The organism is Proteus cibi (assembly GCF_003144405.1).
Classification (GTDB): domain Bacteria; phylum Pseudomonadota; class Gammaproteobacteria; order Enterobacterales; family Enterobacteriaceae; genus Proteus; species Proteus cibi.
Window position 1 is genome coordinate 156,538 of the sequence record NZ_PENW01000009.1, and the last position, 26,992, is coordinate 183,529.

A 26,992-nucleotide genomic window follows, 5' to 3' on the forward strand; every position below is an offset into this window, starting at 1 on the left:
AAGCGCTAAAACAGTTTATTTATCAATATGTTTTAGCGCTTTCTCTTTTTGCATCATCCCGTTTTTTTTTATCATCCCACGCTTTCCAAAAAAAAATTCTATTTTTTTTTCATTAAACAGCGAACTTTCTTTCTCCCCCGTAGTCTGAATTAGTGCCACTGCTTTTCTTTGATGTCCCCAAATATTGAGGAGCCCGATAGTTTCAACCCTCTTGGTGAAATAACTGTCGGGTTTTTTATTGCTTAAAATTTAGTAACACTCACCTTGCAATGTCACAATAATACGGCGATCACCGCCATGATCACGATGTTCACCAAGATAAATCCCTTGCCAAGTCCCTAAATTCAATTCTCCTTGACTAATAGGAATAGTGACACTTTGTCCAAGTAAGCTACTTTTAATATGTGCTGGCATATCATCACTGCCTTCGTAGGTGTGAAGATAGTAATCTTCGTCCTCTTTTACGTTTTGATTAAAGAAGTTTTCAAAGTCACTGCGTACTGTTGGATCAGCATTTTCATTAATCGTTAAAGAAGCCGATGTATGTTGAATAAAAAAATGAGCAATTCCGATTTTATATTGTCTTAGTTGCGGTAATTCTTGAATCAATGTTGGTGTAATTAAGTGAAATCCTCTTGGTCTTGCATTAAGGACTATATTTTTCTGGAACCACATAAAGTTATACCTCGTTGAAAATAAGAAAAAGAACGATGTGAGAGCAATAACATAAGCGAAATACTCTTTTTAAGCGTGCTTTAGCTCAGTTTGATATAAAACTGACAAATCTTTTAAAAAAAGCACAATTAAATAAGAAAAAAACACTTTACCCCTATTACTCCCTCATTTACCCTTAAAAACTTGCGTATTATGTATCATAAACATCGCTTATGAGTACGACATGTATGGAGCCTACTTTGCTGGAACAATTCAATTTAGCCGTATTTTCAATGATGAATGCAACACCTGCGGCATCTCCTTTAGAAATCGGTACGGCGATAATTATTGCTAAGTACCTTGTCTATCTTTTTCCGTTATCTTTAGTGTTCTATTGGTTATGGGGTAATGAAAAACATCTTAGCCAGCAAAGAACATTAGTATGTAAAGCGGCTGTCTCTTTAGGTATTGCACTTTCTATCTCTTGGGTGATTGGCGCTATTGCTCCTCATGAACGCCCTTTTGCCGCCAACATTGGCTACAACTTTCTTGATCACGATGCCACCCCTTCATTCCCAAGTAACCATGGTACGTTTGTTTTCACCATTGCTTTAGCTTATCTCTTTTGGCATAACAGCAAACGTATTGGCTATATTATGCTCGGTTTAGGACTTGCGATTGCTTGGGCGCGTATCTATCTTGGTGTACATTGGCCAATTGATATGATTGGTGCTTTTATCGTTGCTCTACTTTCTTGTGGCCTTTGCCAGATCTTCTGGTGTAAAGGTGGTGATATACTCCAAAAATGGGTACAACACCTCTATCAGCTCTGTTTTGCTTATCCTATTCGCAAAGGTTGGACAAAAGCCTAACCTTTCTAATCCCGAACAAGACCACATTTATTGTGGTCTTTTTTTATATTTAGCTTAAGTAATACCGTCCATCAATATATTAATATATAAATATATAAATAAAAATATTCTCTACTATTATATTATTTGTCCAAATAGTAAATATGTTGTTATTTTAATCAAAATAAAACTTTTATATTCGTTATATAACAACCTACCCAACTCATTTATTAACAAATTCATTGTTGTATTTATAAACAATATTCCACTTATAAATGAAACATAGCTATATTCATTTCATAAAATAAAAGAAACTCATTAATAAATAATCATATCTCCCTACTTTTATATTCTTACGTCTACTTTTAAATACAAATTAAAGAAAATAATTAATCCATATATATCAATATATTAGTAGGTTAATATAATGTTTTAATTGTAAAGAAAAATAACCTAATTGATTTTAATCATTTATTTTCTAGATAATAAAAATACCCTAAAAAAATCATTAACATGTGAACATTTAAGTATTTAGCTTTATTTTATGCTGACTTTAAAATTGGAAAGTTATTTCAAAATATTTTAAAAACCGCCTCGAAAAACATAAAATATAAAAAATGTTACATTTTCAGGTTTTTTAGTTATATTTAGCATTTGAGATGGTGATCACGGTAGTTTATCCTGAAAAACACTATATTCTGCACCTCTTAAGTCTGGATATAAACTTATTGAATATTTTTTCAAATTTTGGAAGGTTCTAATTCTTTTGAAATTTAAAGATTTTGTATGTGGTAATTGAAGATATTGAGATAACACCAGGTACTCAATGCACTCATTTATTCATAATTAAATTTATGCCGTGATTATTTCTAAAAAGAAATACAATCACGCCCTTATTTTTATTCATTATTTTTTTTACCGCGTTATTTCGGAGAGTATTATGGATACAACCAAAGCTGGTTCTATCGCGTCAGGTAACACCCAAGGTGATTACAAAACATGGCGTAAGTCAGATACAGTATGGATGTTAGGTTTATACGGTACGGCTATCGGTGCTGGCGTTCTATTTTTACCTATCAACGCAGGAATTGGTGGTTTAATCCCTCTGTTGATCATGTTAGTGCTTGCATTCCCAATGACCTTCTTTGCACACCGTGGTATGTGCCGCTTTGTGTTATCAGGTAAAAACCCAGGTGAAGATATCACTGAAGTTGTTGAAGAACACTTTGGTAAAACAGCAGGTAAATTAATCACCCTGCTCTATTTCTTCGCAATTTATCCTATTCTATTGGTTTATAGCGTTGCTATCACCAATACAGTAGAAAGCTTTATTGTGAACCAAATGCACATGGCTGCACCACCTCGCGCAATTTTATCGCTCATACTGATTGTCGGTATCATGTCGATTATTCGCTTTGGTGAACAAGCTATCGTTAAAGCAATGAGCGTTTTAGTCTTCCCATTTGTTGCTGTCCTGATGGTTTTAGCACTGTATCTGATCCCAGAGTGGAATGGTGCGATCCTTGATACTCTCTCTTTTGATCACGCAACAACATCAAGTATGGGTCAAGGCCTATTAGTAACCTTATGGTTAGCGATTCCGGTAATGGTGTTCTCTTTTAACCACTCTCCGATCATCTCTGCGTTTGCGGTTGCAAAACGTGAAGAATACGGCGAAAACGCTGAGAAAAAATGTTCACGCATTTTAGCTTATGCACACATCATGATGGTTATCACTGTAATGTTCTTCGTGTTTAGCTGTGTATTTAGCTTAACACCAGAAAACTTAGCAGAAGCAAAAGCACAGAATATCAGTATCCTGTCTTACCTTGCTAACCATTTTGAAGCACCTGTTATCGCTTATATTGCTCCATTTATTGCTTTCGTTGCGATCACTAAATCTTTCTTAGGTCACTACTTAGGTGCTCGTGAAGGTTTCAACGGTTTAATCATTAAATCACTGCGTGAAAAAGGTAAAACAATCGAAAAAGATCGTTTAAACAAAATCACTGCACTGTTTATGCTGGTTACAACTTGGATTGTTGCAACATTAAACCCAAGCATTTTAGGAATGATTGAAACATTAGGTGGTCCAATCATCGCAATGTTACTGTTCCTGATGCCAATGTATGCAATCCGCAAAGTACCTGCGATGAAGAAATATGCCGGTCATATCAGCAACGTATTCGTTGTCGTCATGGGTCTTATCGCAATCTCAGCAGTTTTCTATAGCTTAATTAACTCTTTCATGGGCTAATAAAGCATCGAATGGCTACTTTCTTAAAGAGAGTAGCCATTGCTTTAGATTTCAAAACCGACACTTAACATTCTAATAATCACACAGTTGCGCCTTTAAATGAATTAGGGAGGCGAATATTATGGTTAGCGTCTTTGATATTTTTAAAATTGGTATTGGTCCTTCAAGCTCACACACTGTAGGTCCAATGAAAGCAGGTAAAGAATTTGTTGATTTACTTGCTGAAAAAAATCTTCTTTCTTCTGTTTCCCGCGTTATCGTTGATGTTTATGGCTCTTTATCTTTAACAGGTAAAGGTCACGCAACAGATATTGCTATTATTATGGGACTCGCAGGCAACTTACCTGACACCGTCGATATCGATTCTATTACCCCCTTCATTAAAAAAGTAGAAACCACTGGTCGCTTAATGCTGGCAAATGGCATAAAAGAAGTCGATTTTCCGGTTGAAGGCGGTATGAATTTTCATAAAACTAATCTCCCTCTCCATGAAAATGGCATGACCATTACCGCTTATAACGGTGAACAGGTTTTATTGAAAAAAACCTACTACTCTATTGGTGGGGGATTTATTGTTGATGAAGAGCATTTTGGTCAACCTGAAGAAAATGCGATCCAAGTTCCTTACCCTTATCAATATGCGGCTGATTTACGTCGCCATTGTAAAGAAACAGGCCTTTCTTTATCCGCATTAGTCATGCAAAACGAATTAGCATTACGTAGCAAAGAAGAAATTTCGGCTCATTTCGCGGCTGTTTGGGACGTGATGAAGTCAGGTATTGAGCGTGGTGTAAATACCGAAGGCTTATTACCGGGGCCATTACGCGTACCTCGCCGTGCTTCTGCATTACGCCGTATGTTAGTCACAGAAGATAAAACAACAACCGATCCAATGACCGTTGTTGACTGGATTAATATGTTTGCCCTTGCCGTAAATGAAGAAAATGCGGCTGGTGGACGTGTTGTCACAGCACCAACAAATGGTGCCTGTGGTATTATTCCAGCAGTATTGTCTTACTATGATAAATTTATTCGCCCTGTAAATGAAAACTCTTACACTCGCTTTTTCTTAGTTGCTGGTGTTATTGGCTCACTTTACAAAATGAATGCATCTATCTCGGGTGCTGAAGTCGGTTGCCAAGGTGAAGTCGGCGTTGCTTGTTCTATGGCAGCAGGTGCATTAACTGAGCTTTTAGGCGGTAGCCCAGAACAAGTTTGTATTGCAGCGGAAATTGCAATGGAGCATAACTTAGGACTTACCTGCGACCCAGTGGCAGGACAAGTACAAGTTCCTTGTATTGAACGAAATGCCATCGCTGCCGTACAAGCCGTAAACTCATCTCGTATGGCTTTACGTCGCGTCAGTGATCCTCGTATCTGTTTAGATAAAGTCATTGAAACAATGTACGAAACAGGTAAAGACATTAATGCTAAATATCGTGAAACCTCTCAAGGCGGATTAGCCATTAAGATTTCTTGTGACTAAACCTGAGAGTCTTCAATATAGATATTTATGATAGATAAGGCGCTGATATCAGCGCCTTTTTTGTTTAGAAATATCTATCTCGATACTCTTCTTTTTTTCATCTCTTCTTTTTGTATGAGATTAAATTGTCATCCTTAGTTAAAATATGTTTTTCAAACATGCGAAACATCGCTCAATAGGGAAAATTTAAAGAAAAATAGGAGCTAATCACAAAAATTATTTAAAGGGCGTGACGATGAACGCGTTATCTAAAGTAAATAACGACAACTTAATCAATCTATTGGTGATATTTAGATTATTGCCTAAAGTTGATGAGTAAAGATCACTAAAGACATCATCAGCGGGATAAAAAGAGAACTAAAATGAAATCAGATATTCAAATCTCCCAAGAAGCACACCTCTTACCTATTCAGGACATTGCTAAAAATTTAAATATTGATCAAGATGATATCGAGTTTTATGGCAAGTACAAAGCCAAATTTAGCCACAGTATTTGGTCAAAAATTGCAACTAAAAAGCCCGGAAAATTAGTTTTAGTGACAGCAATTAACCCAACACCGGCTGGTGAAGGAAAAACAACTGTCACTGTTGGATTAGGGCAAGCACTTAATCATATTGGAAAAAATGCCATTATTGCATTGCGTGAACCCTCTTTAGGTCCTTGCTTCGGGATTAAAGGAGGAGCAACAGGGGGAGGTTATTCACAAGTCGTTCCAATGGAAGATCTCAATCTTCATTTTACTGGCGATTTCCATGCTATTACCTCTGCCAATAATTTACTTGCTGCCATGCTTGATAATTCAATTTATCAGGGGAATCCATTAAATATCGATCCTAAAAAAATCGTATTTAAACGTTGTATGGATATGAACGATCGTGCTTTACGTAATATTGTTGTGGGATTAGGTGGCGAAAAAGACGGTGTTACAAGAGAAGATAACGTTGTTATTACTGTTGCTTCTGAAATTATGTCTATTCTTTGTTTAGCCGTGGATATTGATGATTTAAAGCAACGTCTTTCTCGCATCATTGTTGCCTATTCTTATCAAGGTGATCCTATTACAGCAAGCGATATACAAGCCGTCGGTGCAATGGCGAGTTTATTAAAAGATGCCATTAATCCCAATTTAGTACAAACACTCGAAAATACGCCTGCCATTGTTCATGGTGGTCCCTTCGCTAATATTGCTCATGGGTGCAATAGCGTAAGAGCGACAAAACTGGCTCTTCAACTTGCTGATATTACTGTGACAGAAGCCGGTTTTGGTGCTGATTTAGGTGCAGAAAAATTCTTTGATATAAAATGCCGGATCAGTGGATTACGCCCTGATTGTGCCGTTATTGTTGTCACCACAAAAGCGCTAAAATACAACGGAGGCTTAGGTAAAGGCGAGTGGAATAATGAAGATTTAGTTGCCCTTGAAAAGGGTATTGTCAACCTTGAAAAACACATTGAAAACCTTAAAAAATATGGTTTACCCGTGATTGTTTCTCTTAATGCTTATATCACTGATAGTATTGCAGAGCATCAGTTTATCGAAAAATTTTGCCAAGATAGAGGGTGTCGCTTCGCAATGACCGAAGTGTGGGAAAAAGGAGGCAAAGGGGGTATTGAATTGGCTAAGCAAGTGATTGATACACTTGAAAATGAACCGAGCCAATTTCAATTAATTTATCCTGATGACGCCTCACTGAGTCAAAAAATCGATCTTGTTGCTAAAGAGATTTATGGTGCCAAGGGTGTGACTTATAGCCAACACGCTCATAAAATGTTAGAAAAAATAGAAAGTATGGGTTTTGCTCATTTCCCTGTTTGCATGGCAAAAACGCAATATTCACTCTCAGATGATCCCTCGTTATTAGGCCGCCCGACTGACTTTACGATCAACGTTCGTGAAGTGTATGTTTCTGCGGGTGCTGGCTTTGTTGTTGCCTTAACAGGCTCTATCACAACGATGCCTGGATTACCCAAAATACCTGCGGCTATCGCTGTTAATGTTGATAATCAAGGTAAAATTGATGGGCTTATTTAAGTTCTAACATAGCGATATTTTTCTATTTTATGGAATATAAAAAAATCCGTAATCGTTAAACAATTACGGATTATTTATATAAAAAATAACAGCTAGTCTTTCTTTTTGGGTGAAAAACTCAGTAACGCTTTGATAGATCCATTATTGGTAAATTAACCAAAAATAGCATTAAACCAACCAGATACTGTTTTAACAACAAAATCCCAAATACGACTAAAGAAACCGCCTTCCTCAACCGCTTCTTTTACAACTAATGGGCGTTGTTCAATCACTTCATCATTTAATAAAAAGTTAACTGTACCTACAACCTGATTTTGAGTTAACGGCGCTTCTAATACAGGATTGGTTAAAGTAAAAGAGGCTTTCAGATTTTTCAACTCACCTTTAGGAATGGTAATTGAGGCATCATTGGCAACCCCTAATGCAACTTCGCCTTTATCGCCATACCATACTTTTTGAGTTGTCAGTGGTGTATCTGCTTTTACAGGTGTTACTGTTTCAAAAAAGCGGAAACCCCAACCTAATAATTTTTCACTTTCAGCAAAACGCACTTTATCTGATGGTGTTCCTAAAACAACAGCAATCAAACGCATATTGCCTTCAGTTGCCGAAGAAACAAGATTATACCCTGCTCCATTAGTGTGACCCGTTTTCACACCATCGACATTCATATTTTTATTCCACAATAAGCGGTTGCGGTTTGGCTGACGAATATTGTTGAATGTAAATTCTTTTTCTTTATGGATTTCATACTCTGAAGGAACATCGCGGATCATGGCCGCTGTGAGTAATGCCATATCTTGTGCGGTTGTATATTGTCCATCAGAGTCTAACCCATGAACGGTTTTAAAGTGTGTATTTTTTAAACCGAGATTTTTAGCATAGGAATTCATTAGATCAACAAAGGTTTCCTGACTACCCGCAACATGCTCTGCTAATGCAATACTGGCATCATTACCAGATTGAATAACCATACCGCGATTTAAATCAATCACTTTGACCTGATCACCCGGTTTCAAGAACATCAATGATGATCCTTTCAATACCGGATTTCCCGTTGCCCATGCATTACGCCCAACAATAACCGTATCGTCAGGTGACATACGACCTTCTTTGATCGCCTGTCCAACGACATAGCTACTCATGATTTTTGTAAGGCTGGCGGGATCTAAACGCTCATCAAGTTTTTCTGATGCCAGAATTTTTCCGCTGTTGTAATCCATTAATACATAAGATTTTGCCTCTATTTGAGGAGGTACCGGATTATTTACCGCAAATGAAGGACTAGAAATAATTAGCAGTAAACCCATTCCCGCGGTAACCTTACCCAGAACAGATGGAATATTTTTTTTCATTACCGATCACCCTTTTATATCAATTTGTTAAAGCTTTCCTACTATATGGCTTTCTGGAATAAGACGCCAACATTGATATATAGAGATTTATCTTATATTCATATTTAGCGCCCTATAGAGGGAAATTTTATTACTTATCGCGGTTTAGGAGACCTTTATGTTAAAAGTCTGGGGTAGAAAAAACTCATCTAACGTTAAAAAAGTGCTTTGGTGCTTAACGGAATTAAACGTTCCTTATGAGCAAATCGACGTTGGTGGCCCTTTTGGTGGGCTCAATGAAGCAAATTATTTAGCAATGAATCCCAACGCTTCTATTCCAACCTTACAAGATGATGACTTTGCGTTATGGGAATCTAATACCATTATTCGTTATTTATGTACAAAATATGAAAATAACACACTCTATCCCATTGAACCAAAACAACGAGCTAATGTAGAAAAATGGATGGATTGGTCAAATGGCAGCCTCTTTGCTCCCATTCAACAAATGATGATCATGATTGTCCGCACGCCTAAAGAGCAACAAAATCCTGAAGTTGTGAATGCGTTGAAAGAGAAGCTGAATAAACTCATTAAAATTGCTGACGACCAACTTGCAAAAACAACGTATTTTGCAGGAGATACATTCTCTCTTGCCGATATGGCAATCGCTCCCTTGGTCTATCCATGGCTAGAAGTTTGCAAAGATAGACCACATTACCCTCATATTGAGCGTTGGTTTGCACAATTAAGCGAAAAATCTATTTTCCGTGATATTGTGTTACTGCCTGTCAATTAAACTAATTCATTGGCATTTTGTCGGGATCTGGATAATGGTAATGAAATCCAAGATCTCGACAGATCTCCTGACCATCAATCTCTCGTATTAAAGGCCTATCTTCCTCAGCAAATTCTGGCGGAATAAGATCGAGTTGATTAGACGCTCTCAAATAAAAATCTTTCTTTTTAGGATGAATTGGAGCACATAAATTATATAAATGACCGCCTTCATTCTGTGCAAGCAATTGTTCAACAGCAAAAATCACATCGTCTAAGTGGACCAAGTTAACGCATTGATGAGCGCCTTTTACCTGTTTTTTACCTGATAAAAAACGTCCTGCATGACGACCTGGACCGACTAACCCTGCTAATCGAAGAATATCCACTGTAGTCAACGGTAAACGATGTAGCCAGTTCTCAACTTCGGCTAACATTTTTGCTGATTGTGTTTCTGGTCGAATATCCATTTCTTCCGTGATATTACCAGTTTGATTGCCATATACAGAAGTAGAGCTAATGTAAATCACTCTTGTAACATGGCGAGACATTGCGCTATCCACCAGCGTCTGAATGGCTTCAACATAATCATAACCTCCACCAGCAGCACTTGGTGGTAATGTTATAATGAGTACGTCAGTTTCCATTAAGTAATCAAAATCATCTCTATCACATTCAATTGCGGGTGTTAAATTCACTAAACAGCAGTCAACGCCACTCATTCTTGCTGCTTCTACGCCATCTTCGGTGGTTTTAGTCCCTTTAACTTGATAGCCTGCATCACGCAACGCAGCGGCAAGTGGTAAACCTAACCAACCTAATCCTACGATGGTTATTCGTTTCATTTTGCTCCCCTACTTAAATGGCTTAGTCAAAGTATGCTATAAAATTTTAGTTTTTCCATTACATATAAATACTTCTTATATTTCGTGAATATTTAGCCTCTCTCTATATACTCGCCTACTTGTGCCATTAAGTAAATAAGAGAAATATTAAAATCGCATTAAAAACAAAAGGTTACAAAATAATTAAATTATTATTAAAAAATAGGTTGCTTTCTGCTTTGTAAATCATGTAGCTTGAAAGGCAGACAAATTCTAAATGCAGGTTACTAAATACAGATTAACAGTAACGGGCATTATTAAATAACAAATCGTGTTATTAGCTAGGAAATAATTATGTATAGCATTCAACTAAACCACCATCATCACCATCACCCTGACTAGTCTTTCAGGCGATGAGTGCTGGAAGACGTTTAAGAAACGCTTCCGGTGGTCTGAATGCAGATAACAACTAAAACCCCGGAAGGCAACTTCCGGGGTTTTTTTATAGCTAATTTTCATAACAAAAATAGGGACAATGATAGGGTGATATTATGTTAGATAAAGCAAGATTAAGAATCGCAATGCAAAAATCAGGACGTTTAAGCGATGATTCTCGTGCTCTTTTAGCGCGTTGTGGTATCAAAATTAACTTAAATCAACAGCGCCTGATTGCTTACGCTGAAAATATGCCAATCGATATTTTACGTGTGAGAGATGACGATATTCCGGGATTGGTAATGGATGGCGTTGTTGATTTAGGGATCATTGGCGAAAACGTTTTAGAAGAAGAGTTATTAAAACGTCGTTCTCAAGGTGAAAACCCGAGTTATCTGACACTACGTCGTCTTGATTTCGGTGGCTGTCGTTTATCTCTCGCAACGCCTGTCGATTTTGATTATCAAGGTGTGGAATGCTTAAATAATACTCGTATCGCAACCTCCTATCCAAATCTGCTCAAACGCTATTTAGACCAAAAAGGCATCAAATTTAAATCATGTCTACTCAATGGCTCTGTTGAAGTCGCTCCTCGCGCAGGTCTTGCTGACTCTATTTGCGACTTAGTGTCTACTGGCGCAACATTAGAAGCCAACGGCTTAAAAGAAGTCGAAGTGATTTATCGCTCAAAAGCATGCTTAATCCAACGTGACGGTGAAATGGAAGCCGAAAAACAAGCGCTTATCGATCGTTTACTAACGCGTATTCAAGGTGTTATTCAAGCTCGAGAATCAAAATATATTATGTTACACGCACCAAGTGACTGTCTTGAAGATGTCATTGCATTACTTCCAGGAGCTGAAAGACCGACTATTTTACCTCTGGCGGGTGACCAAAATCGCGTTGCAATGCACATGGTAAGTAGCGAAACCCTATTCTGGGAAACAATGGAAAAACTTAAAGTATTAGGTGCAAGTTCAATTCTTGTTTTACCAATTGAAAAAATGATGGAATAAGGTGAAATGATGAAAACGGGTTTTAATACATTAACTTACTGGAATAAATGCACGAAAGAACAGCAACAAGTGCTATTAACTCGCCCTGCCATTTCTGCATCGGGTTCAATTACAGAACAAGTTGCTAGCATCATTTCACAGGTACGCAATGAGGGAGATAAAGCACTTAAAGCGCTTAGCCAAAAATTCGATAAAACAGCGCCAGAAAGTGTTTTGGTGTCAAAATCGCAAATCAATGAAGCCTCATCACGACTTGATAGCAAAATAAAACAGGCAATAGCACAAGCGATGAATAATATTCGTCGCTTTCATGAGGCTCAAATTCCTAACACTATCAACGTAGAAACTCAGCCTGGTGTATTCTGTCAGCAAGTAAGTAGAGCAATTGATGCCGTAGGGCTTTATATTCCCGGAGGTTCAGCACCATTGCTTTCAACCGTCATGATGTTAGGTATTCCAGCCCGTATTGCAGGTTGTCGCAAAGTAATTCTTTGCTCACCACCGCCGATTGCTGACGAAATTTTATATATTGCCCAACAAATCGGTATTGATGAAATCTTCCAAGTAGGTGGTGCACAGGCGATTGCAGCCATGGCATTCGGTACGGGATCTATTCCTAAAGTTGATAAAATTTTTGGCCCTGGTAATGCTTATGTAACAGAAGCAAAACGCCAAGTAAGTCAATCACTTCAAGGTGCTGCAATCGATATGCCAGCAGGTCCTTCTGAAGTTTTAGTGATTGCTGATGCAGATGCAAATCCTGCATTTATTGCTGCGGACTTACTTTCACAAGCTGAACACGGCCCTGATTCACAAGTTGTCTTATTAACGCCTGATGAAACACTCGCTAAAGCCGTTATTGCTGAAACTGAAACACAACTGACACTATTAAGCCGTGCTGAAATCGCTAAACAAGCGCTTGCAGAAAGCCGCGTCATTATTACTCGGGATCTTGATCAGTGTATTGAAATCAGTAATAGCTATGGTCCAGAACACTTAATTATTCAAACCAATGATGCTGATCGTCGTGTTGATAGCATTACTAGCGCTGGATCTGTTTTTCTTGGTGCTTGGTCACCTGAATCTGCCGGAGATTATGCTTCTGGTACTAATCACGTTCTACCAACTTATGGCTATACAGCAACCTACTCAAGCTTAGGTTTAGCTGATTTTATGAAACGTATGACAGTACAGAAACTCACCGCACAAGGTTTATCTGATTTAGCACAGACCATTGAAATATTAGCGCAAGCAGAGCAACTCACCGCACACAAAAATGCTGTCACACTTCGCGTTAACGCTTTAGCTCAGGGGATAAAGAGTGATGAAAACTGAATTTGATATCAATACACTTGCAAGAAAAAATGTACGTGAATTAACACCTTATCAATCTGCTCGACGCTTAGGGGGAAAGGGTTCTGTTTGGTTAAATGCAAATGAATACCCCATTGCGCCTGACTTTACTTTTAATGAAAAAAACTTAAATCGTTACCCTGAATGTCAGCCCGTAAATGTGATTAATCGTTATGCAAAATATGCCGGTGTAGAGACTAATCAAGTCTTAGTTAGCCGTGGCGCCGATGAAGCGATTGAGCTCCTTATTCGTGCGTTTTGTGAGCCAGGTAAAGATGCCGTACTTTATTGTCCACCAACATATGGCATGTATAGCGTTAGTGCAGAAACTTTCGGTGTAGAACAACGTGTTGTTCCTGCACTTGCTGATTGGAGCCTTGATGTCAAAGCCATCGCATCACAACTTGATAATGTAAAACTTATCTACCTGTGCAGCCCAAATAACCCAACAGGAAATATTGTTGATCCATCTCTTATCCGTGATGTATTAGCGTTGGCTAAAAACAAAGCCATTGTTGCGGTAGATGAAGCTTATATTGAGTTTTGCCCACACGCGTCAATTATTTCATGGCTTGAAGATTATCCGAATTTAGTTATTTTGCGAACCTTATCGAAAGCTTTTGCTTTAGCGGGGCTTCGTTGTGGCTTTACGCTTGCCAACCCACCTGTGATTGAATTATTACTAAAGGTGATCGCACCCTACCCACTTTCAACACCTGTTGCAGATATTGCTGCGCAAGCATTAACAGAAGAAAGTATTGAAATAATGAAAAAACGAGTGACAGATATTTCACGCAACAGAGCCATTTTATCTGATTCGTTAAAAAAACTACCTAATGTTGAACAGGTTTATAACAGTGAAACCAACTATATTTTAGTGAAATTCACTGATGCTACTCTGGTTTTCCGTACTTTATGGGAACAAGGGATTATTTTACGCGATCAACAGCGTCAATATGGGCTTAATGGCTGTTTGCGTATTTCTATCGGTACAGCAGAAGAATGTGATAGCGTGATTAATGCCATAAAAAATATTCAAACTGCAAACGTATAAAACATTTAAAACGATAACAATAAAAAATCGCAACTGAGGGATCTCAACCATGAGCCAAAAAATTCTTTTTATCGACCGTGATGGTACTTTAATCACTGAGCCACCCACTGATTACCAAGTTGATAGACTTGATAAGCTTGCCTTTGAAAATGGCGTGATCCCCGCACTGACTGCTCTGCAAAAAGCGGGTTATAAACTCATTATGATCACAAATCAGGATGGATTAGGCACAGAAAGTTTTCCTCAAGCGGATTTCGATCCTCCTCATAATTTAATGATGCAAGTTTTCTCATCTCAAGGGATCTCATTTGATGATGTGTTAATTTGTCCCCATAAACCTGAAGACAACTGTCCTTGTCGCAAACCAGAAACAGGTCTCGTCACTCAGTATTTAGTTGAGGGTGCACTAGATAAAGATAATAGTTATGTCATTGGCGATAGACAAACGGATATTCAGCTAGCCCAAAATATGGGTATCAAAGGCCTGCTTTATAAGCCCGATGAGCTCAATTGGGCTGTTATTACAGAGCAATTGACTAAAAAAGATCGCTATGCTCACGTTGAGCGGAAAACAAAAGAAACACAAATCGCGATCGATATTTGGCTTGATCGTGAAGGCAACAGCCAGATCAGCACGGGTGTCGGTTTCTTTGATCACATGCTGGATCAAATTGCCACACATGGCGGTTTTCGCATGAATATCAATGTAAAAGGTGATTTAGTGATTGATGATCACCACACAGTGGAAGATACCGGTCTTGCTTTGGGTGAGGCATTACGTGAAGCATTAGGTGATAAACGAGGTATTGCTCGCTTTGGCTTTACATTGCCAATGGATGAGTGCCTTGCAAGCTGTGCATTAGATATTTCTGGTCGTCCACACCTTGAGTACAAAGCCGAATTTAAATATCAACGTGTTGGTGATTTAAGTACAGAGATGATTGAACACTTTTTCCGTTCACTCTCTTACACCATGGGTTGCACATTACACCTGAAATCAAAAGGCAAAAACGATCACCATAAAGCTGAAAGTTTATTTAAAGTCTTTGGTCGTACATTACGCCAAGCCATTCGTGTTGAAGGCAATACTTTACCCAGTTCAAAAGGTGTTCTGTGATGAAAGTGGTTATTCTTGATACGGGCTGTGCCAATTTAGCGTCTGTCGCTTACGCCGTTAAGCGCCTTGGTTATGACCCCATCGTGTCCTATGAAAAAAACATTGTATTATCTGCGGATAAACTCTTTTTACCCGGAGTGGGTACGGCTAGAGCGGCAATGGAACAACTCAAAGCACGTGAGCTAATTCCTCTAATTAAAGCCTTAACACAACCAGTTTTAGGAATTTGTTTAGGTATGCAAATATTGGCTTCACTAAGCGAAGAAGGTAAAGATATCCCTTTATTAGGTTTAGTTGATGGCACCATCAATAAGCTCGATACCGCAGGATTACCATTACCGCATATGGGTTGGAACCAAGTATTAGCAAAGCCTGGACATCCTCTTTTTCGTGGTCTTGGTGATGATGCTTGGTTCTATTTTGTGCATAGCTACGCTTTAGCACTCAATGAATCGACAATTGCTGAAACGGAATACGGCTCGCGTTTTAGTAGCGCAATTCAAAAAGATAATTTTTATGGCGTGCAGTTTCACCCAGAGCGTTCAGGGAAAGCAGGAGCGCAACTTATCAAGAACTTTTTGGAGATGTAACCCGTTATGATTATTCCAGCATTAGATTTAATTGATGGGAAAGTAGTTCGTCTTCATCAAGGTGATTATGCAAAACAGCGTGATTATGATGATAATCCGCTGACACGCTATCAACAATATGAAAAAGATGGCGCAAAATTACTTCACTTAGTGGATTTAACGGGGGCAAAAGATCCTTCTGCTCGCCAAATTCCACTGTTAAAAGAACTTGTTGCTTGTGTCAATGTTCCCGTACAAGTGGGTGGCGGCATTCGCACTGAAGATGATGTTAAATCACTACTCGATGCTGGGGCTAGCCGAGTTGTTATTGGCTCTACCGCAGTTAGCCAACCTGAAATGGTGAAAACCTGGTTTGAGCGCTATGGTGCGGAAGCCATTGTATTAGCCCTCGATGTTCGCATTGATAAACAAGGCAAAAAGTGGGTAGCTGTCAGTGGTTGGCAAGAAAACTCCCCCTATACACTTGAAGATATCATCGAGCTTTATCAAAGTGTGGGTTTAAAGCATGTGCTATGTACCGATATTTCTCGTGATGGCACATTAGCCGGTTCTAACGTCGAATTGTATAAAGAAATTAGCCAGCGTTTCCCTAACATTTTATTCCAAGCGTCAGGCGGTATTGGTGATTTACAAGATATCGCAGATCTTCCCGCATCTGGTGTTGCCGGTATTATTGTTGGCAGAGCATTATTAGAAGGCAAATTTACATTAAAAGAGGCGATATCATGTTGGCAAAACGCATAATTCCTTGTCTTGATGTCCGAGATGGACAAGTTGTTAAAGGTGTTCAATTTCGCAATCATGAAATTATTGGTGATATCGTGCCTCTTGCTGAACGCTATGCCAAAGAAGGCGCAGATGAACTGGTATTTTATGATATTACGGCATCTTCTGATGGTCGTGTTGTTGATAAAAGCTGGGTATCGCGTGTCGCTGAAGTGATTGATATTCCTTTTTGTGTTGCAGGCGGTATTCGTTCTGTTGAAGATGCAGGAAAAATTCTCTCATTTGGTGCAGATAAAATTTCGATAAACTCCCCTGCACTTTCCGATCCTTCACTGATATCTCGTTTGGCGGATCGCTATGGTGTACAGTGTGTTGTTGTGGGAATTGACACTTGGTTTGATGAAAAAACAGGTGAATATTTAGTTTATCAATTCACAGGCGATGAAAAACGCACCCAACAAACGCACTGGAAAACCCTTGATTGGGTACGTGAAGTTCAACAACTTGGTGCAGGTGAAATTGTTTTAAATATGATGAACCAAGACGGCGTAAGGCAAGGTTATGACCTAAAACAACTTGCTCTAGTACGCCAAGTTGCAGATGTTCCTATTATCGCATCTGGAGGAGCTGGCGAAATGTCACACTTTCTTGATGCATTTAAATTAGCCAATGTCGATGGTGCTCTTGCAGCCTCTGTTTTCCATAAACAAATAATTAATATCAACGAATTAAAACAGTATCTTGCAAAGAATGACGTTAAGGTAAGAATATAATGAATAGTGAAATATTAGCGCAACTAGATTGGGAAAAAGTCGATAATCTGATGCCTGTGGTTATCCAAAATGCTATTTCAGGTGATGTATTAATGCTCGGTTATATGAGCAAAGACGCATTAAATGTCACTCTAGAAAGTGGAAATGTTACCTTCTATTCACGCACTAAACAGCGTCTATGGACAAAAGGTGAGACCTCAGGCAACTTTCTCAAGTTAGTCAATATTTACCCTGACTGTGATAACGATACTTTACTTATCTTAGCCAATCCTCTTGGTCCAACTTGCCATAACGGAACCGAAAGTTGTTTTGCCCCAGCACAAAGCCAATGGGGATTTCTCTATGAACTTGAGAATTTATTACGTGAACGTAAAAATGCCTCACCAGATAGCTCTTACACTGCCCGCCTTTATGCTAGTGGGACAAAACGTATAGCGCAAAAAGTAGGAGAAGAAGGCGTAGAAACGGCATTGGCTGCTACTGTTAATGACAGAGAAGAGCTAAAAAATGAAGCTTCAGACCTGCTTTATCACTTAATGGTGTTATTGCAAGATCAATCATTATCACTCTCTGATGTAATAGGTTGTCTGCAAGCGCGCCATAAAAAAGCAGAGTAATCGATATAACATGAATATCAAAAAGCCGATACTCAATAAAGTATCGGCTTTCGTTTAAAGAAAACAAAAGTAATAAATTACCTTTTAATTTCCTAAATATTACATTGCTTGACGGAATAACTCGATAACATCACTTTCAGAACCCTGAACTGGGTTAGTGATTGCACAAGCATCTTTCAGTGCATTTTCAGCTAATGTTTTGAAATCTTCTTCTTTCACGCCTAATTCTTTCAGGCCAGCTGGAATACCTACATCTTTCGCCATTTTACGAATTTCTTCAATACACGCTTTTGCACCTTGCTCATCGCTCATTGCAGAAACATCAACACCCATAGCTTGTGCGATATCTTTTAAACGACCAGCTGCTGCTTGAATGTTATAAGCTTGAACATGAGGTAATAGAACCGCATTACACACACCATGAGGTAAGTTATAGAAACCCCCTAATTGGTGAGCCATAGCATGTACATAACCTAAAGAAGCGTTATTAAATGCCATACCCGCTAAGAACTGAGCGTAAGCCATATTTTCACGCGCTGCCGCGTCACCACCATTATCAACAACTTTACGTAAAGACTCGCTGATCATAGTGACTGCTTTTAATGCACACGCATCAGTAATTGGATTTGCAGCAATTGAAACATACGCTTCTACAGCATGAGTTAATGCATCCATACCTGTTGCAGCGGTTAAACCTTTTGGCATACCAATCATTAATTCTGAATCATTTACAGATAAGAGTGGTGTAACGTTTTTATCAACGATAGCCATTTTAATATGACGCGCAGTATCTGTGATGATACAAAAACGTGTCATTTCTGATGCTGTACCTGCTGTGGTATTAATTGAAATCAGGGGTAATTGAGGTTTTGCAGAGCGATCAACACCTTCATAATCTGCAATTTTTCCGCCATTAGAAGCGACTAATGCGATACCTTTAGCGCAATCATGTGGAGAACCACCACCTAAAGAAATAACACAATCACATTGATGTTCTTTCAGCAGCGCTAAACCTGCTTCTACGTTTTCAACAGTAGGGTTTGGTGCCGTACCGTCATAAGTCACGCTAGAAATACCAGCCTCTGTCAGTAATTTGCTGACCTTATCAACAACACCCAGTTGATTTAAAATACTATCAGTAACGATTAATGCTTTATGAAAGCCAAAATCTTTCATTGAACTTACAGCTTCCGCAAGACAACCAGCACCAATTTTATTTACAGAAGGGATATAGAATGTAGAAACAGCCATTATTGACTTCCTTTTTAGTAATTAAATCTATGTTTTAATATGTTCTATTCTTTTTGTTCTTAAATTGATCATCATCAAAATAATGAATAAATATCAATTTGTTTATCATTTTATTACGGATGATTAAATAAAGAAGTATAATTACCCTATTAATTCAATAGGATAATACTATTAACATATTATCATTTGTAACAAAATAATTTGAAAAGCTTATCAAAATAATCAAAACCAGCCGTGAACATCACAGCAGAATATTTTTTTTAAAGTCGTATAATGACCCCAAAGAAATAACTTATTAAATTCAGGAGTCATTGATGTCTTTGACTATTTTTGAGCAACTTACTGCTTTATTGGATAAAAACCACGCGACTTACCGCATTATGGAACACGCTACCGCAGGTCGTTCTGAAGAAGTTGCAAAAATTAGAGGAACACAGTTAGGACAAGGTGCAAAGGGATTAGTCTGCCATATAAAAGGGAATGGAATTAAGCAACATGTGCTGGCGATATTACCCGCAGATAAACAAGCCGACCTTTCAAAATTAGCTCATCAAATCGGGGGAACAAGAGCCTCTTTAGCCAGCCCTAAAGAAGTTGATGATCTAACACAATGTGTCTTTGGCGCAATCCCCCCCTTTAGTTTTCATCCTTCATTAAAACTTGTAGCTGACCCTCTGCTTTTTGAACGTTTTGATGAATTAGCGTTTAATGCAGGTACATTAGAGCGTTCTATTATTCTTAATACGCAAGATTACAAACGTATTGCACAGCCAGAATTACTTTCTTTTATTCGTGAAGAAGAAAACGAATAATAAAAACGGTCAACTTATCTTTAACAATTACCCTAGTCCTAAATTCAATTAAGGGTAATTGTTATCATAATAACTATTCTTACTGTATGTATTAATTTACACATTCCAAAGTAATATTAGATAATCTAATCCAAAAAACTTCCAGCATTTAACACCAATAATAACCAAAAAACCAGAATAAACCCTATTAATTTCATATCATCTTATCTATAGCGCTATAAAATGTACAAAATGGAAAATTTTAACTTTTTTCTCGATTCAGCACTCAATAATTAACTAAATAGATTTTATGTTATTGACCTGATTTACTCGTACATTTAAGTTAGCATCAATAAAAACACAATAATGTAAACTTATATTTACAATTCAGTTATTTTCTAACATACAAATAAATATATAAACAATGTACCAATAGGTGCAGGGAAATCTTCATGCAAACTTCAACTAAAAAACAACCGCTTTATAAAGTGCTATATGTGCAAGTTATCGTTGCCATCTTACTCGGTATCTTGCTTGGGCATTTTTACCCTGACGTCGGTGAATCCTTTAAACCTCTTGGTGATGGATTTATCAAAATTGTAAAAATGATCATCGCACCTGTTATCTTCTTAACTGTAGTAACGGGTATTGCAGGTATGAATAATATGAAAGCGGTGGGTACAGTCGCGGGTAAATCCATGGTGTACTTCCTGACTTTCTCTACCATTGCATTAATTATTGGTTTAATCGTTGCCAATATTATTCGCCCAGGTGATGGGCTAAATATTTCCCCTGCCTCATTAGATGCCAGTAAAGTAGAAAGTTATGTCGCTAAAGCGCATGACTCTTCTATTGTGGGTTTCTTAATGAATATCATTCCTGAAACCGTAGTCAGTCCATTAGTTAACGGTAATATTCTACAAGTACTGTTTGTTTCTGTCGTCTTTGGTATCGCATTAGCATCTATAGGAACTCGCGGTGAGCCCGTTCTTAAATTCTTACAGAACTTCTCAGAGCCAGTATTCAAAATGGTTAGTATGCTAATGAAATTAGCACCTATTGGCGCTTTTGGTGCAATGGCATTTACCATCGGAAAGTATGGTATTTCATCAATCAGTAACTTAGTATTACTTGTTCTGACTTTCTACATTACCTCACTGCTCTTTGTGCTTGTTGTATTAGGTGCTGTTGCCAAATATAACGGCTTCTCAATCCTCTCTTTAATTAAATATATTAAAGATGAACTTTGGTTAGTATTAGGTACTTCTTCTTCAGAAGCCGCTTTACCTAGCCTAATGCGTAAAATGGAAAATGTCGGCTGTAAAAAATCAGTCGTCGGTTTAGTTATTCCAACGGGTTACTCCTTCAACTTAGATGGCACGAACATCTATATGACCATGGCGGCGCTATTTATTGCACAAGCTACGGGTATTGATTTGTCATTAACAGAACAAATCACGCTACTCTTAGTCGCAATGATAAGTTCAAAAGGTGCGGCTGGCGTAACCGGAGCGGGCTTTATTACCTTAGCAGCAACCTTATCGGTCGTACCAAGTGTGCCCGTTGCAGGTATGGCGCTAATTCTAGGGATTGACCGCTTTATGTCAGAGTGCCGCGCATTAACCAACCTTGTGGGTAATGCGTGTGCCTGTATCGTTGTGGCTCGTTGGGAAAATGCTCTAGATAAAGAGAGAATGAATGATGTCTTTAGTGGTCGTGCTTCAAGTGAATTTGTTGAAGATATCCCATTAGCACCTATTGAAATTGAGTCTGATAACTCAATTAAAATCCCAGTAAAATAAAGATCACTTTCTATGATCCATAAAAGAGCGCTTATGCGCTCTTTTACTTTTTATCTCTCTTATCGCTAAGAATAAATACTTATTTACGTGTTGATTACTTAAAGTTCATTTACATTGAAAGGTATATCAACGATTCATTTTATAAAAAATAAATTTAATAAAAACAAATAATTGCCATTCATCTTTTCACCTATCCCCCCTTGTCCATATTTATTTACATTTATTCCATTTCATTCACCATAAAAACGAAGCAAACCTACATGTCATTAACGAAATACAATAAATTAAAACAAAAAATAATTTTATTAACTTATTGATTTAAGAAAAATAAATTCCATAAATAACGATAAATTGAAACTAAATCTAATTTTTTAGATGAAGAGCACAATATTTGATAAAATCAACTTTATTTTATTGACCTGATTTACTCATACCTTTAAGTTACTTATCACAACAAAATAAATGTAAATAATAATTTACATCATAATTTCTTTTTTATTTAGTCAATATCTTTCAGTTACAGGGAAATTTTATGCAGACTTCATCCCGCAGGCTCCCCTTTTATCGTGTGTTATATATCCAAGTCATTATTGCTATCATTTTCGGTATTCTATTGGGGCATTTTTACCCTGATATTGGCGAATCTTTCAAACCGTTAGGCGATGGATTTATCAAAATAGTAAAAATGATCATCGCCCCAGTTATCTTTCTAACTGTCGTGACTGGCATTGCTGGTATGAACAACATGAAAGCCGTTGGAAAAGTAGCGGGTAAATCGATGATTTACTTTCTCACCTTTTCTACAATTGCACTTGTTATTGGATTAATCACTGCCAATATTATTCGCCCTGGTGATGGTTTAAATATCTCTCCTGAATCATTAGACAGTAGCCGAGTAGAAATGTATGTCACTCAGGCACACAGCTCTTCTCTTGTTGATTTTTTAATGAACATTATTCCTGATACTATTGTTAGCCCATTAGTTAATGGCAATATCTTACAAGTATTGTTTGTTTCTGTGATTTTTGGTCTAGCATTAGCATCCATCGGCTCACGGGGCGAACCTGTATTAAAATTTTTACAGCATCTTTGCGATCCTGTCTTCAAGATGGTGAGTATGCTAATGAAGTTAGCACCTATTGGTGCCTTTGGTGCAATGGCATTTACCATAGGTAAATACGGTATTTCTTCTATTGGCAATTTAATGTTGTTAGTCATTACCTTTTATCTAACAGCATTACTTTTTGTGTTGGTCGTTTTAGGTGCTGTTGCAAAATATAACGGTTTTTCTATCCTCTCTTTAATTAAATATATAAAAGATGAACTTTGGTTGGTATTAGGCACCTCTTCATCTGAAGCCGCGCTCCCCACATTAATGACGAAAATGGAACAACTTGGCTGTAAAAAATCAGTCGTCGGTTTAGTTATTCCAACGGGTTACTCTTTCAACTTAGATGGCACGAACATCTATATGACCATGGCGGCGCTATTTATTGCACAAGCAACAGGTGTTGATTTGTCATTAACAGAACAAATTACATTACTCTTTGTTGCCATGATCAGCTCAAAGGGTGCTGCGGGCGTTACTGGTGCGGGTTTTATTACTTTAGCGGCAACCTTATCGGTTGTTCCTAGTGTGCCCGTTGCAGGTATGGCGCTAATCCTAGGCATAGATCGCTTTATGTCTGAATGCCGAGCATTGACTAATATTGTGGGTAACGCTTGCGCCTGTATTGTTGTGGCTCGCTGGGAAAATGCCTTAGATAAAGAGAGAATGAACGCTGTTTTTAGTGGGAAAATATTAAAAGAAGACTTATTTGAAGATAATTTAGTCTCTGATAAGGCAAATGAAGAACTTCATTATGTGAAGGTCTCTGAGCAATAACTTGGATTTTTTCTTAACTCAACAAAAAAAGGTGCTCTATTTGAGCACCTTTTGTTTGTTATATTTCAAACAATATAACCGAAGATTGAATTTTTCTTATTCCATCCACTCAGTGTGGAATACGCCATCTTTATCAGTACGTTTATAAGTATGCGCACCAAAGTAATCACGTTGAGCTTGGATTAAGTTTGCTGGTAACACTTCTGCACGATAGCTATCATAGTAAGAAATAGCGGCAGAGAATGTTGGAGTAGGAATACCAGCTTGAACGCCATAACAAACCACATCACGCAGAGCTTGTTGGTAATCGTCAGCGATTTGTTTGAAGTATGGCGCTAATAGCAGATTTGCAATGCTTGCATCTTCGTTATAGGCATCTGTAATTTTTTGCAGGAATTGAGCGCGAATAATACAACCCGCACGGAAAATCTTCGCAATTTCACCGTAGTTTAAATCCCAGTTATATTCGTCTGATGCTGCTTTCAGTTGTTGGAAACCTTGAGCATAAGAGACAATTTTACCTAAATACAGTGCACGACGAACATTCTCGATAAAGGCTTTTTTATCACCTGAGAATGCTTTAGGTGTTGGACCTGATAATACTTTAGATGCAGCAACACGTTGATCTTTTAATGAAGAGATATAGCGAGCAAACACAGACTCAGTGATAAGTGTAACAGGTACACCTAAGTCTAAAGAGCTTTGGCTAGTCCATTTACCTGTACCTTTATTTGCCGCTTCATCAAGAATAACATCAACAAGGTATTTACCTTCGTCATCTTTTTTACGGAAAATATCAGCTGTAATTTCAATTAGATAACTACTTAACTCACCTTTATTCCACTCAGTGAAAGTTTCTGCTAATTCTTCATTAGTAAGACCTAATGAGTGTTTTAATACTGAATACGCTTCTGCAATCAGCTGCATATCGCCATATTCGATACCGTTATGAACCATTTTCACATAGTGACCTGCGCCATCAGCACCGATATAAGTCACACAAGGTTCACCTTCAGCCACAGCTGCAATTTTTTCAAGGATTGGAGCAACTAATTCGTAAGCTTCTTTTTGTCCACCAGGCATGATTGAAGGACCTTTTAATGCACCTTCTTCACCACCAGAAACACCGGTACCAATGAAATTGAAGCCTTGCGCTGATAATTCACGGTTACGACGAATAGTATCTTTAAAGAAAGTATTTCCGCCATCGATAAGGATATCACCTTTATCTAAATGCGGTGTCAAGGCAGCAATTGTTTTATCCGTTGCTTCACCCGCTTTTACCATTAATAAAATACGGCGTGGTTTTTCTAACGAATCAACAAACTCTTCAATAGAATAATTCGGAACCAGTTTTTTACCTGGATTTTCAGCAATAACTTCATTCGTTTTATCGCTTGAGCGGTTGTAGATAGAGACAGAATAACCACGGCTTTCAATATTTAGCGCAAGGTTACGTCCCATAACTGCCATACCAACCACGCCGATTTGCTGTTTTGACATGAAAATAACTCCCGTCTGAAAATAAACCTGCCAGTATCAATGTCCTGACAATTTGTTAACCTGATCACATAGTAACTCACTCTCTCACTTGGTGGTAGTTATTGATGTAATTGGTATCACAATCTTTTAGACAAAATGAAATTATTTCCCTACTGCTAATAATAATTTATTGAAAAATTCCTTTAAATTGCTCATTATTCCCAAGTCGGCATATGCCGTCTTTATAGAAGGTAAAACAAACTGTATGGAATGGATCTTAGATCCGACAATCTGGGTAGGACTCTCCACCCTAATTGTTCTCGAAATCGTACTTGGTATTGATAACCTTGTTTTCATTGCTATTCTGGCAGATAAACTTCCAGCAAAACTAAGAGATAGAGCTCGTATAACAGGTCTATTGTGTGCCCTTGTTATGCGAATTGTATTGTTATTTAGTCTCTCTTGGCTTATCACTCTGACAAAACCTCTTATTACACTGTTTGATCACCCTTTCAGTGCAAGAGACTTAATTATGTTGCTCGGAGGGATATTCTTACTGTTCAAAGCCACAATGGAGCTTAATGAACGGCTAGAAGGTAAAGATCACGACGAAGGAAAACAACGCAAAACTACCCGCTTTTGGTCTGTCGTGGCACAAATTATTGTGCTGGATGCGGTATTCTCGCTTGACTCAGTGATAACCGCTGTGGGTATGGTTGATCATTTAGGTGTTATGATTGCGGCTGTTACTATTGCAATGTTCTTGATGATCCTTGCAAGTAAGCCTCTGACAAATTTCGTCAATAATCACCCAACCATTGTTATCTTGTGCTTAAGCTTCTTGCTGATGATTGGTTTTGCATTAGTTGCCGAAGGCTTTGGCTACGCCATTCCAAAAGGTTACCTATATGCAGCAATTGGCTTCTCTATCATGATAGAAGTCTTTAATCAGCTTGCACAATTTAACCGTCGCCGTTTCTTATCCGCTTCTCGCTCTTTGCGTGAACGTACAGCAGAAGCGGTTCTACGTATTATTAATGGTAAGCCTGAATCGTCTGAATTAGATCCTCACACCTCTGATTTAGTCTCCAGTTCAGAAGAAGTCTTTGATCCTCAAGAGCGCCAAATGATTGTGCGTGTGCTTGGTTTAAGCCAACGTAACGTTAACAGTATTATGACGTCTCGCCATGATGTTGAATACGTAGACTTAAATGCAACACAAGATGATATCCGCCAATTGTTGGAAAAGGAGCCCCATTCTCGTCTAGTGATCACGGATGAACAATCCAGTGATGAACCTGTCGGTGTTGTTAATGTTATTCAACTACTGAATCAACAATTGCGTAATGAACCTCTAAACTTACGTTTATTGGTCACTCAACCGTTGATTTTCCCTGAAGGTTTATCCTTACTGCAAGCGTTAGAACAGTTCCGTAGTGCACACACACACTTCGCTTTTGTCGTTGATGAATTTGGCTCAGTAGAAGGGATCGTGACGTTGACTGACGTTATGGAAACCATTGCAGGTAACTTACCGGTTAGTTCTGAAGAAAACGATTCACGTCATGACTTGGTTCAAAACGAAGACGGTTCATGGACTGTAAACGGTTTTACACCACTTGAAGACTTAGTGCTTTATATTCCAATCAAACTGGATGAAAAACGTGAGTATGAAACCTTAGCAGGCTTATTAATGGAGCATTTACAACGTGTTCCAACTGTTGGTGAGAAGATCCTTATTGATGGCATGGAATTTGAGCCATTAGAAGTGAACAACCATCGAATTAATAAAGTTCGAATTGTTGAGCCTGCACCAGAAGGCGAAGAAAACGTTGACGAAGCGTGATCCCTGACAAATAGTAAAATATCCGCCTATAAGGCGGA

23 protein-coding genes and 1 other annotated feature are annotated in these 26,992 nt (G+C 38.1%); of the genes, 17 read left to right on the plus strand and 6 right to left on the minus strand.

Annotated elements, in window-relative coordinates; all coding sequences use genetic code 11:
* Positions 1-15: 15 nt before the first annotated feature.
* Positions 16-159 carry a hypothetical protein gene (locus DK865_RS18610; RefSeq protein ID WP_162556607.1) on the minus strand — a complete coding sequence of 48 codons (144 nt, stop codon included), beginning with the start codon at positions 157-159 and terminating at the stop codon, positions 16-18.
* A 90-nt stretch (positions 160-249) separates the two neighbouring features.
* Positions 250-675 carry a secondary thiamine-phosphate synthase enzyme YjbQ gene (locus DK865_RS04640; protein WP_023581283.1) on the minus strand — a complete coding sequence of 142 codons (426 nt, stop codon included), beginning with the start codon at positions 673-675 and terminating at the stop codon, positions 250-252.
* Positions 676-914: 239 nt separating this feature from the next.
* On the opposite strand from DK865_RS04640, the gene ybjG reads away from it, so the two are divergent.
* The 4 genes from ybjG to DK865_RS04660 all read left to right on the plus strand — a co-directional run bounded on the left by ybjG (position 915) and on the right by DK865_RS04660 (position 7,281).
* Complete coding sequence (gene ybjG / locus DK865_RS04645; RefSeq protein WP_036912290.1) at positions 915-1,526, plus strand: undecaprenyl-diphosphate phosphatase; 612 nt, start codon at positions 915-917, stop codon at positions 1,524-1,526.
* Positions 1,527-2,445: 919 nt separating this feature from the next.
* Positions 2,446-3,762, plus strand: coding sequence for an HAAAP family serine/threonine permease (locus tag DK865_RS04650; protein WP_109391344.1), 1,317 nt, complete (start codon positions 2,446-2,448; stop codon positions 3,760-3,762).
* Positions 3,763-3,883: 121 nt separating this feature from the next.
* Positions 3,884-5,248 carry an L-serine ammonia-lyase gene (locus DK865_RS04655; protein WP_023581280.1) on the plus strand — a complete coding sequence of 455 codons (1,365 nt, stop codon included), beginning with the start codon at positions 3,884-3,886 and terminating at the stop codon, positions 5,246-5,248.
* 362 nt (positions 5,249-5,610) lie between these two features.
* A complete protein-coding gene (locus tag DK865_RS04660) occupies positions 5,611-7,281 on the plus strand; it encodes a formate--tetrahydrofolate ligase (protein ID WP_109391345.1) in 1,671 nt (556 codons plus the stop codon).
* A gap of 152 nt (positions 7,282-7,433) precedes the next feature.
* Here the strand turns inward: DK865_RS04660 and DK865_RS04665 are convergent, their stop codons facing one another.
* Positions 7,434-8,636: a serine hydrolase gene (locus tag DK865_RS04665; protein WP_109391346.1), complete on the minus strand. Its 1,203-nt coding sequence runs from the start codon at positions 8,634-8,636 to the stop codon at positions 7,434-7,436.
* Between the two features lie 157 nt (positions 8,637-8,793).
* On the opposite strand from DK865_RS04665, the gene DK865_RS04670 reads away from it, so the two are divergent.
* Positions 8,794-9,414: a glutathione S-transferase family protein gene (locus tag DK865_RS04670; RefSeq protein ID WP_023581277.1), complete on the plus strand. Its 621-nt coding sequence runs from the start codon at positions 8,794-8,796 to the stop codon at positions 9,412-9,414.
* A 1-nt stretch (position 9,415) separates the two neighbouring features.
* Here the strand turns inward: DK865_RS04670 and DK865_RS04675 are convergent, their stop codons facing one another.
* Positions 9,416-10,237, minus strand: coding sequence for an SDR family oxidoreductase (locus DK865_RS04675; protein ID WP_023581276.1), 822 nt, complete (start codon positions 10,235-10,237; stop codon positions 9,416-9,418).
* A 356-nt stretch (positions 10,238-10,593) separates the two neighbouring features.
* Positions 10,594-10,723: a sequence feature (His leader region), on the plus strand.
* A gap of 44 nt (positions 10,724-10,767) precedes the next feature.
* Between DK865_RS04675 and hisG the strand changes: the two genes are divergently transcribed.
* From hisG to hisIE, 8 genes are read left to right on the plus strand one after another with little or no spacing between them, the layout of a single operon-like run.
* Positions 10,768-11,667, plus strand: coding sequence for an ATP phosphoribosyltransferase (gene hisG, locus DK865_RS04680; protein WP_023581275.1), 900 nt, complete (start codon positions 10,768-10,770; stop codon positions 11,665-11,667).
* A 6-nt stretch (positions 11,668-11,673) separates the two neighbouring features.
* Positions 11,674-13,002, plus strand: coding sequence for a histidinol dehydrogenase (gene hisD, locus DK865_RS04685; RefSeq protein ID WP_109391347.1), 1,329 nt, complete (start codon positions 11,674-11,676; stop codon positions 13,000-13,002).
* Entirely contained in the window at positions 12,992-14,074 is a 1,083-nt protein-coding gene (gene hisC, locus DK865_RS04690; RefSeq protein WP_109391348.1) for a histidinol-phosphate transaminase, read from the plus strand. The genes hisD and hisC overlap by 11 nt, the downstream gene beginning before the upstream one ends.
* Before the next feature lie 49 nt (positions 14,075-14,123).
* On the plus strand, positions 14,124-15,191 hold the full coding sequence (hisB, locus tag DK865_RS04695) for a bifunctional histidinol-phosphatase/imidazoleglycerol-phosphate dehydratase HisB (protein ID WP_023581272.1): 1,068 nt from the start codon (positions 14,124-14,126) through the stop codon (positions 15,189-15,191).
* Positions 15,191-15,781 carry an imidazole glycerol phosphate synthase subunit HisH gene (gene hisH, locus DK865_RS04700; protein WP_109391349.1) on the plus strand — a complete coding sequence of 197 codons (591 nt, stop codon included), beginning with the start codon at positions 15,191-15,193 and terminating at the stop codon, positions 15,779-15,781. Before hisB ends, hisH begins: the two co-directional genes overlap by 1 nt.
* A gap of 6 nt (positions 15,782-15,787) precedes the next feature.
* Positions 15,788-16,525, plus strand: a complete 738-nt coding sequence (gene hisA, locus DK865_RS04705) for a 1-(5-phosphoribosyl)-5-[(5-phosphoribosylamino)methylideneamino]imidazole-4-carboxamide isomerase (RefSeq protein WP_109391350.1) — start codon at positions 15,788-15,790, stop codon at positions 16,523-16,525.
* On the plus strand, positions 16,507-17,280 hold the full coding sequence (gene hisF / locus DK865_RS04710) for an imidazole glycerol phosphate synthase subunit HisF (RefSeq protein ID WP_023581269.1): 774 nt from the start codon (positions 16,507-16,509) through the stop codon (positions 17,278-17,280). The genes hisA and hisF overlap by 19 nt, the downstream gene beginning before the upstream one ends.
* Entirely contained in the window at positions 17,280-17,897 is a 618-nt protein-coding gene (gene hisIE / locus DK865_RS04715) for a bifunctional phosphoribosyl-AMP cyclohydrolase/phosphoribosyl-ATP diphosphatase HisIE (protein ID WP_162556608.1), read from the plus strand. Before hisF ends, hisIE begins: the two co-directional genes overlap by 1 nt.
* Before the next feature lie 99 nt (positions 17,898-17,996).
* Here hisIE and yiaY read toward each other — a convergent pair whose 3' ends face one another.
* The gene (gene yiaY / locus DK865_RS04720; protein ID WP_023581267.1) at positions 17,997-19,148 is read right to left on the minus strand and encodes an L-threonine dehydrogenase; all 1,152 of its coding nucleotides are present in this window, start codon (positions 19,146-19,148) and stop codon (positions 17,997-17,999) included.
* 314 nt (positions 19,149-19,462) lie between these two features.
* On the opposite strand from yiaY, the gene DK865_RS04725 reads away from it, so the two are divergent.
* The 3 genes from DK865_RS04725 to DK865_RS04735 all read left to right on the plus strand — a co-directional run bounded on the left by DK865_RS04725 (position 19,463) and on the right by DK865_RS04735 (position 23,626).
* Positions 19,463-19,960 (plus strand): YbaK/prolyl-tRNA synthetase associated domain-containing protein, encoded by a 498-nt coding sequence (locus tag DK865_RS04725; protein ID WP_109391352.1) that lies wholly within the window; start codon positions 19,463-19,465, stop codon positions 19,958-19,960.
* 431 nt (positions 19,961-20,391) lie between these two features.
* On the plus strand, positions 20,392-21,741 hold the full coding sequence (locus DK865_RS04730; protein ID WP_194295180.1) for a dicarboxylate/amino acid:cation symporter: 1,350 nt from the start codon (positions 20,392-20,394) through the stop codon (positions 21,739-21,741).
* A gap of 532 nt (positions 21,742-22,273) precedes the next feature.
* Positions 22,274-23,626: a dicarboxylate/amino acid:cation symporter gene (locus DK865_RS04735; protein WP_109391353.1), complete on the plus strand. Its 1,353-nt coding sequence runs from the start codon at positions 22,274-22,276 to the stop codon at positions 23,624-23,626.
* A gap of 96 nt (positions 23,627-23,722) precedes the next feature.
* Here DK865_RS04735 and gndA read toward each other — a convergent pair whose 3' ends face one another.
* A complete protein-coding gene (gndA, locus tag DK865_RS04740) occupies positions 23,723-25,129 on the minus strand; it encodes an NADP-dependent phosphogluconate dehydrogenase (protein WP_023581264.1) in 1,407 nt (468 codons plus the stop codon).
* Between the two features lie 244 nt (positions 25,130-25,373).
* On the opposite strand from gndA, the gene DK865_RS04745 reads away from it, so the two are divergent.
* Complete coding sequence (locus tag DK865_RS04745) at positions 25,374-26,954, plus strand: TerC family protein (RefSeq protein ID WP_023581263.1); 1,581 nt, start codon at positions 25,374-25,376, stop codon at positions 26,952-26,954.
* Positions 26,955-26,992 lie beyond the last annotated feature (38 nt).